Raw genomic sequence first — 7,634 nt, 5'->3', positions numbered from 1 at the left:
AAAAGTGAAAGCACTAGCAACGTACAACTTCATTAAGTTAAGAGCCTAGAGCGGACTACTTAAGTTGTGGCTCAAGGTCAGCTTCTGGCCGAGATGTTGAATTCATGGCTCCGCCAGGAAATTGACAGTCATAAGGTTTTGGCAGCCGGGTGAGCTAGCCCCCTGAATCCCCGGTGATCTTGCCCCCGTATTTCAGGACGCGGACTATTCGCAATGTAGCGCCTGCCCGTTCTGAGCAAGAGGCTGTGGGGAGGCACGATGCTGCCTTAACTCTCCGGGTGATTTCATCTTCAGCGCCGAGTGCGGATGCACCTCGTTGAAGTGCTCGAAGGCGGCGGCCATCTGCAGCACTCCTTCGGCCTGGGCCGTGTCATAGTGTGTTGCATCGACCGGTTGAATCCGCCGCCATAAGCAGACGTTGGAGTGGTGTGAGGACTACAATCATTCTTTAGGAGATGGCATTCCTCCTTAAACCGCCTCACTAAGTGACGCTAATGATGCCTACATTGCCCCGGAGACTGGGCTGTGTAGGTGCGTTCGCCTCCAGCTTTCATCGTCCGGGTTCATGATCTAACTCGTTGTACAGATGAAGCCACGTTTCCACCTCCATGACCAGCTTGCTGCGCTGACCTATCTAGGTCGCTGGCTTGTTATCTGCATTGCAATTGCCATGCTGGTTGGCAGTGCATCCGCCATCTTTTTGCACTCGATGGAGTGGGCCACCCAAACGCGGGACGCCAATCATTGGCTGATATGGGGACTCCCATTCGCAGGCTTCGCTGTCGGCTGGCTGTATCTCAAATTTGGCAGCTCCGTGGAAGCAGGCAACAACTTGCTGATTGAGGAAATCCACCAGCCAAAGAGTACTGTGCCATTGCGCATGGCTCCCATGGTTCTCCTGGGAACAGTGATTTCTCACCTATTTGGAGCGTCTGTTGGCCGAGAAGGAACGGCAGTCCAGATGGGCGGCTCAATTGCTGACCAGCTTTCAAAACCTTTCAAACTATCTCAGGAGGAGCGGAGCACAGTGCTCCTCGCGGGTATCAGTGCAGGCTTCGCGTCAGTTTTCGGGACACCCATTGCTGGAGCGGTGTTCGGCCTTGAAGTCGTGATGCTAGGCCGCATCCGCTACCAATCGCTTTTACCTTGCTTTATCGCTGCAATTTGGGCTGACAGGGTGACAACCTTATTGGGCGTCCATCACACCCATTACGCAGTTGCCTCGATTCCGACTGCTTCAGCCTTGAACCTCACAGCCGTGGTGGTGGCCGGAGCGGTATTTGGTTTGGCAGGCATGGTTTTCTCAAAAGGCTTGCAAGTCTCTGGTGCGTTCATCAAGCAACGTATTGCATATGCGCCCCTACGCCCGTTGTTTGGCGGCATCGCTATCGCGGCAGTAGTCTGGTTCGCAGACGCTTGGCGGTTCGCTGGTTTGGGACTTCCATCCATAGTCCATGCGTTTGAGCAGCCTGTAGCTCATTGGGACTTCGCCGCCAAGATGGGACTAACCATTGCATCGCTTGCTAGTGGCTTCAAAGGTGGTGAAGTCACGCCTTTGTTCTTTGTGGGAGCAACTCTGGGAAATGCCCTCGCGCCACTGCTCAACTTGCCATTCCCAATGCTGGCAGCTCTTGGCTTTGTGGCTGTTTTTGCTGCTGCAGCCAACACCCCGATTGCCTGCACACTGATGGCCATGGAATTGTTTGGTGCTGACATTGGTGTGTTTGCAGCACTGGCCTGCTCAGTCAGCTACCTGTTATCAGGAAACACCAGCATCTATAAGTCGCAAAAGCCTGAGGTCAACAAGAAGTTGTTTGATGCAAAGCGCAATGGTTAATGTGACCGGGGATAGCTGAGCTGGATGGCTGCTTTTGGTTGTGGATTCAACCAGTCGATTCAACACAATGACCGCCTCTGGCGGTCATTGTGTTGGCATGAGGCAAAGACTGCGGATTTACTACACCGAAGCCCAGAAGGCCCTGATGTGGGATCGCTGGAAAGCTGGCGATACCTTGCACGAAATCGGCAAGCTGTTTGACCGACCGCACACCTCCATTCACACTATCTTGAGTGCGACGGGTGGCATCCGGCCAACAGCGAGCCGTCGGTCTCGCTGGGCATTGACCATGTCTGAGCGACAAGAAATCTCCAGGGCGTTGGCCGCAGGTGAATCTATCCGCTGCGTTGCCAGCCGCTTGGAGCGAGCTGCGTCGACCATCAGCCGCGAGCTCCTGGGCAATCGAGGCAAGGCTGGCTATCGAGCAGCCAAAGCAGATGAGGCAGCTTGGACGCGAGCACGCCGCCCCAAGACATGCAAGTTAGCCAGCAATCCGGCATTGGCTCACATCGTGGCGGTTAAATTACAGAGTCAGTGGTTGCACGAGCAAATAGCGGGGTGGCTCCAACGCACTTACCCCGGCGAAAAGGATTTGCAGGTGTCTCACGAAGCCATCTACCGCACGCTCTTCGTCCAAACACGCGGGGCCATGAAGAAGGAGCTTCTGGAGCACTTGCGGCGCATCAGCAGTCATTTGCGAATGTCACTCTATCAAATAAATTCATTTATTCAACAATTGATGTATTATTGACAAATGCAAGAAGCCCAAGTCATACGCTCCCTCTCTGCTCTGGCCCATGAAGCCCGCCTGCGCGTTTTTCGCGCCCTGGTGGTGGCAGGCCCCGAAGGGCTGACACCCAGTGTCTTGGCCGAGCAGTTGGGCATCGCTCCCAATGCGCTGTCCTTCCATCTCAAAGAGTTGTCCCATGCTGAGCTGGTCAGCCAGGAGCGTCAGGGGCGCAACGTGCTGTACCGGGCTGTGTTCCCTGCGATGAACAACCTCTTGGCCTACCTCACCGAAAACTGCTGCCAGGGCGCTGTGTGCACTCCGGCAGATGTCTCTTCCTGCAACTGCTAACGGAGCACACGATGAAACGCTTTCACGTCCACATGCATGTCGATGATCTGGCCAAGAACATCGCCTTCTACTCCCAGCTCTTTGGTGCAGAACCTGCCCGCGTGGAAAGCGATTACGCCAAGTGGATGATTGATGAGCCCCGGGTGAACTTCGCCATCTCGACCCGTGGCAATAAGCCTGGACTGGATCATTTGGGCTTCCAGGTGGATGAAGCTGAGGAGCTGGCAGAGCTCAAGGCGCGTGCCGAGGCTGCTGACATGGCGCTGCTTGATGAAGGCACTACCACCTGCTGCTACGCCCGTAGTGACAAACACTGGATCACCGACCCCCAAGGCATCGCCTGGGAGCACTTTCATTCCCTTGAAAACATCCCTGTGTTCAATGAAGCGGCGCAGTCGGCGCCCAAGGCCAGCGCTTGCTGCACTCCTGCTGCAGCGGCGACAACCACGGCGTCTTCATGCTGTGCACCCCAAACCCAAACCTCCAACTCCAAGTCTTGCTGCTGAGACGATATGACCAACACCACAATGCCCCTGAATGTTCTTTTTCTGTGCACCCACAACTCGGCGCGCAGCATCCTGGCGGAAGCCTTGCTCAACGACATGGGTCAGGGGCGCTTTAAGGCTTACTCGGCTGGAAGCAGCCCACGAGCCAATCAGCAGCCCAACCCGCTGGGCTTGCAAGTGCTGCAACGCGCAGGCGTGTCCGTAGAGGGGCTGCGTAGCAAGAGCTGGGACGAGTTTGCCGTGGCCGATGCGCCGAAGATGGATCTGATCATCACCGTCTGCGACAACGCCGCAGGCGAAGTTTGCCCAATCTGGCCCGGACACCCCGCTACTGCACACTGGGGCTACCCCGATCCTTCGGAAGGCGATGCTGCTGACGACGCCAAGCTCGAAGCTTTCCGCCAGACCATGCACATGATTCGCCGCCGTCTGGAGCTGCTGGTGAATCTGCCCGCAGACAAGCTGGAGAAGGCACGGCTGCAGGGCACAGCCCGCGAACTTTCCGCGCACTGATCCACTGCCTCACCCTTCTACGCCCATCACTTACCCATAGTCTCCATCACGATGCTCACGGCTGTTCTGATCTTTGTTTTCACCCTGATTTTGGTCATCTGGCAACCACGCGGCTTGGGTATCGGATGGAGTGCCTCTTTGGGGGCAGGCATCGCCTTGCTGCTGGGGGTAGTGCATCTGGCCGACATTCCCGTGGTGTGGCATATCGTGTGGAACGCCACGGCAACCTTTGTCGCGGTGATCATCATCAGCTTGCTGTTGGATGAGGCCGGGTTCTTCGAGTGGGCAGCGCTGCACTTCGCACGTTGGGGTGGTGGCAAAGGCTCTAAGCTGTTTGCCTTTATCGTGCTGCTGGGTGCCGCCGTGTCGGCACTGTTCGCCAACGATGGGGCCGCGCTGATCCTCACGCCCATCGTCATGGCCATGCTCGTGGCGTTGGGCTTTTCACCGGCAGCGACCTTGGCCTTTGTGATGGCGGCAGGCTTCATTGCGGACACGGCCAGCCTTCCGCTGATCGTCTCCAACCTTGTCAACATCGTCTCTGCCGACTTCTTCAAGATTGGCTTCAACGAGTACGCCTCTGTCATGGTGCCGGTCAATATCGTCTCGGTGCTCGCCAGCTTGGCCATGCTGATGCTGTTCTTTCGCCGGGATATTCCCGCGTCCTACGACCTTGGCCAGCTCAAGCGCCCAGCCGATGCCATCAAAGACCCAGCCACATTCCGCGCTGGCTGGGTAGTACTTGGGTTGCTGCTGATTGGCTTCTTTGGCCTGGAGCCCTTGGGTGTGCCTGTGAGCGCCGTGGCGGCAGTGGGCGCGGTCATCTTACTGGCCGTGGCTGGCCGTGGTTCGGTCATCAGTACCAAGAAGGTGCTGCACGGTGCGCCCTGGCAGATAGTGATCTTTTCGCTGGGCATGTATCTGGTGGTTTATGGGCTGCGCAATGCCGGCCTGACGGACTATCTGGCGGCGATGCTGGAGCGTTTTGCACAAGGCGGTGTATGGGGTGCAGCCATTGGCACGGGACTGCTGTCTGCTTTGCTGTCGTCCGTGATGAACAACATGCCGACAGTGCTGGTGGGCGCTTTGTCCATCGACGCCTCCAGTGCCAGCGGCATCGTCAAAGAAGCGATGGTCTATGCCAACGTAATCGGTTGTGACCTGGGTCCCAAGATCACACCCATCGGTAGCTTGGCCACGCTGCTGTGGCTCCATGTGCTGGCCAAGAAAGGCACGACCATCGGCTGGGGCTACTACTTCAAGGTCGGCACCGTGCTGACCGTGCCGGTCCTGCTGGCCACCCTGGCGGCCCTGGCATTGCGCCTAAGCCTCTTTGCGTAAACCATCCCTCTCCACGGGAGCCAAAATGAGCGCCATCACGATCTATCACAACCCCGCCTGCGGCACGTCCCGCAATGTGCTGGCCCTGATCCGCAACAGCGGTGAGGACCCCACGGTCATCGAATACCTCCAAACCCCGCCAGACCGCGCCACCTTGGAGCGTTTGCTGGCCGATATGGGCCGCCCCGTGCGCGAGGTCCTGCGGCAAAAAGGCACGCCGTTTGATGAACTAGGTCTGAGCGATCCCAAGTGGACCGATCAGCAGCTGATCGACTTCATGCTTGCGCATCCAATTCTGATCAATCGACCCATCGTGGTGACGCCGCTGGGTACACGTCTGTGCCGGCCGTCTGAGGCTGTGCTGGACATCTTGCCCAGCCCTCAGCTAGGCGCATTCACCAAAGAAGACGGTGAGGCCGTCATCGACGCGAAAGGACAACGTGTTGCAAAGCACTGATTTACCCAACCTCGACGAACAGTCCTTCGAGACTCCGGACCTGACTCGGCTGCTGCCTGCCCAGCGCGCCACGCACGCACCGCGCATCTTGCTGCTTTATGGATCGGCCCGTGAGCGCTCCTATAGCCGACTGCTGACGGAAGAAGCCGCCAGGCTGCTTCGCAAACTAGGGGCCGAGCCTCGGATTTTTGATCCACGTGGGCTGCCGCTGCCAGACGATGCGCCGGAGAGCCACCCCAAGGTCCAGGAGCTGCGCGAGTTGGTGCAATGGTCCGAAGGCATGGTGTGGACTTCACCCGAGCGCCATGGCGCAATGACCAGCATCCTCAAAGCCCAGATTGACTGGATTCCGCTGTCTGTGGGTGCCGTGCGCCCGACCCAGGGCAAGACCTTGGCGGTGATGCAGGTCAGTGGAGGCTCGCAGTCGTTCAACGCACTCAACCAAATGCGCGTGCTGGGTCGCTGGATGCGCCTGATCACCATCCCCAACCAGTCTTCGGTGGCCAAAGCATTCTTGGAGTTCGATGAAGCCGGCCGCATGAAACCCTCTGCCTACTATGAGCGGGTGGTCGATGTGATGGAGGAGCTGGTCAAGTTCACGCTGTTGACTCGCGACACTGCAGATTACCTTGTGGACCGATACAGCGAGCGGCGTGAATCTGCAGAAGCGCTCTCAAAACGCGTCAATCAGCGAAGCATCTAAAGCACCGAGACTATGCAGCGCCGCACCCGGATCACTGCCATGCTGGGCGTGGCTCAAACGCTGTCGTGGGCCTCGTCGTACTACCTTCCTGCCGTTTTAGCGGAGCCGATCAGCAGTGCAGTCGGAATGGCGTACCCCACTGTGTTCGCGGCCTTCTCGGTGGCGCTTTTGGTTTCCGCTGCCATAGGACCCATTGCAGGACGGTTCATTGACCGCTTCGGTGGTCGTCCGATATTGATCGCCAGCAACCTGGTGTTCTCGGCTGGACTGGTGATCCTCAGTCTAGCCACGCAGGCCAGCCATGTGTTCCTGGCCTGGGCCGTCATGGGCATAGCCATGGGCAGCGGTCTGTACGAAGCCGCCTTTGCCACGGTCGTTCGCCTGTATGGTCAGGACGCTCGGCGTGCCATCACTGGCATCACGCTGTTTGCCGGGTTCGCCAGTACCGTAGGCTGGCCGCTTTCGAGCTATCTCGCGCATGAGTTTGGCTGGCGCGAGGCATGTCTGGCGTGGGCACTGCTGCACCTTCTTTTGGGGCTTCCACTCAACCTGCTGCTGCCGCGCGCAGCCGAGCCGGCACAAGGCGATGAACAACCTGCCGCAAGCCCCTACGACCATTCAAGCTCAGTTGGCAAGCCGCACAGATCCACTGCCTATCTGATGGCATATGTGTTTGCGGTTTCGTGGTTCATCAGCACGGCAATGGCGGCCCATCTGCCGCAGCTTCTGCAGACGACCGGAGCTGCGATAGGCGTTGCCATCGGGGCTGCTGCACTGGTGGGACCCGCGCAGGTGGCTGGGCGGTTGGTGGAATACGGGTTCTTGAAAAACGCACACCCTCTGCTGTCTGCCAAGCTGGCAATCTTGGCCCATCCCGCTGCAGCGCTGTGCCTGTATCTGATTGGAGCGCCTGCAGTGAGCCTGTTTGCCGTCTTGCACGGGCTTGGGAACGGAATTTTGACGATTGCCGTGGGCACGTTGCCGCTCAGGGTGTTCGGTGCACAGGGCTATGGGCAGCGGCAAGGCTGGCTGATGGTGCCCGCGCGCATCGTGCAAGCGGGCTCCCCGTTTCTTTTCGGAATGGCTGTATCCCATTGGGCGCTGGGAGCATTGTGGCTTTCCTCAATGCTCGGCATCACCGCGTTCTTGGCGCTGTGGGCCATGCGCATTCAGCCGCGCGCGGCAAGTGCATCATGAAT

At 58.3% G+C, this 7,634-nt stretch carries 8 protein-coding genes, 2 pseudogenes and 1 riboswitch; of the genes and pseudogenes, 9 read left to right on the top strand and 1 reads right to left on the bottom strand.

The genetic code is table 11. The annotated features are described in order from the left end of the window. Window positions 1-204 precede the first annotated feature (204 nt). Window positions 205-372: pseudogene (locus CSE6_RS26555) on the bottom strand (IS3 family transposase); the annotation flags it as partial. Between the two features lie 70 nt (window positions 373-442). Next, window positions 443-511, top strand: a riboswitch (Fluoride riboswitch). Between the two features lie 75 nt (window positions 512-586). Between CSE6_RS26555 and CSE6_RS21120 the strand changes: the two are divergent. The 9 genes and pseudogenes from CSE6_RS21120 (at window position 587) to CSE6_RS21080 (ending at window position 7,632) form a co-directional block, all read left to right on the top strand. Further along, window positions 587-1,837: a voltage-gated chloride channel family protein gene (locus CSE6_RS21120; RefSeq protein ID WP_034383148.1), complete on the top strand. Its 1,251-nt coding sequence runs from the start codon at window positions 587-589 to the stop codon at window positions 1,835-1,837. Between the two features lie 97 nt (window positions 1,838-1,934). Continuing rightward, a pseudogene (locus tag CSE6_RS21115) lies at window positions 1,935-2,549 on the top strand (transposase); the annotation flags it as partial. Between the two features lie 42 nt (window positions 2,550-2,591). Then, a complete protein-coding gene (locus tag CSE6_RS21110) occupies window positions 2,592-2,915 on the top strand; it encodes a helix-turn-helix transcriptional regulator (protein ID WP_034383145.1) in 324 nt (107 codons plus the stop codon). Window positions 2,916-2,926: 11 nt separating this feature from the next. Continuing rightward, window positions 2,927-3,421 carry an ArsI/CadI family heavy metal resistance metalloenzyme gene (locus tag CSE6_RS21105; protein ID WP_034383142.1) on the top strand — a complete coding sequence of 165 codons (495 nt, stop codon included), beginning with the start codon at window positions 2,927-2,929 and terminating at the stop codon, window positions 3,419-3,421. Window positions 3,422-3,427: 6 nt separating this feature from the next. Continuing rightward, entirely contained in the window at window positions 3,428-3,934 is a 507-nt protein-coding gene (locus tag CSE6_RS21100; RefSeq protein WP_034383139.1) for an arsenate reductase ArsC, read from the top strand. Window positions 3,935-3,985: 51 nt separating this feature from the next. Then, the gene (locus CSE6_RS21095; RefSeq protein ID WP_034383137.1) at window positions 3,986-5,275 is read left to right on the top strand and encodes an arsenic transporter; all 1,290 of its coding nucleotides are present in this window, start codon (window positions 3,986-3,988) and stop codon (window positions 5,273-5,275) included. Between the two features lie 25 nt (window positions 5,276-5,300). Next, a complete protein-coding gene (arsC, locus tag CSE6_RS21090; RefSeq protein ID WP_034383135.1) occupies window positions 5,301-5,732 on the top strand; it encodes an arsenate reductase (glutaredoxin) in 432 nt (143 codons plus the stop codon). Continuing rightward, a complete protein-coding gene (gene arsH, locus CSE6_RS21085) occupies window positions 5,719-6,435 on the top strand; it encodes an arsenical resistance protein ArsH (RefSeq protein WP_059441399.1) in 717 nt (238 codons plus the stop codon). The genes arsC and arsH overlap by 14 nt, the downstream gene beginning before the upstream one ends. 12 nt (window positions 6,436-6,447) lie before the next feature. After that, the gene (locus tag CSE6_RS21080) at window positions 6,448-7,632 is read left to right on the top strand and encodes an MFS transporter (protein WP_059441398.1); all 1,185 of its coding nucleotides are present in this window, start codon (window positions 6,448-6,450) and stop codon (window positions 7,630-7,632) included. Window positions 7,633-7,634: the final 2 nt, after the last annotated feature.

Origin of the sequence: Comamonas sp. E6, assembly GCF_001010305.1 — a bacterium.
GTDB classification, from domain to species: Bacteria; Pseudomonadota; Gammaproteobacteria; order Burkholderiales; family Burkholderiaceae_C; genus Comamonas; species Comamonas thiooxydans.
This window is presented reverse-complemented; position numbering and strand designations above follow the sequence as displayed.

Excerpts from the sequence above, each read along its gene's own strand:
- CSE6_RS21095 (WP_034383137.1), top strand. The coding sequence starts at position 3,986 with ATGCTCACGGCTGTTCTGATCTTTGTTTTCACCCTGATTTTGGTCATC.
- CSE6_RS21120 (WP_034383148.1), top strand. The coding sequence starts at position 587 with ATGAAGCCACGTTTCCACCTCCATGACCAGCTTGCTGCGCTGACCTAT.
- arsC (WP_034383135.1), top strand. The coding sequence starts at position 5,301 with ATGAGCGCCATCACGATCTATCACAACCCCGCCTGCGGCACGTCCCGC.
- CSE6_RS21080 (WP_059441398.1), top strand. The coding sequence starts at position 6,448 with ATGCAGCGCCGCACCCGGATCACTGCCATGCTGGGCGTGGCTCAAACG.
- CSE6_RS21105 (WP_034383142.1), top strand. The coding sequence starts at position 2,927 with ATGAAACGCTTTCACGTCCACATGCATGTCGATGATCTGGCCAAGAAC.
- CSE6_RS21110 (WP_034383145.1), top strand. The coding sequence starts at position 2,592 with ATGCAAGAAGCCCAAGTCATACGCTCCCTCTCTGCTCTGGCCCATGAA.
- CSE6_RS21100 (WP_034383139.1), top strand. The coding sequence starts at position 3,428 with ATGACCAACACCACAATGCCCCTGAATGTTCTTTTTCTGTGCACCCAC.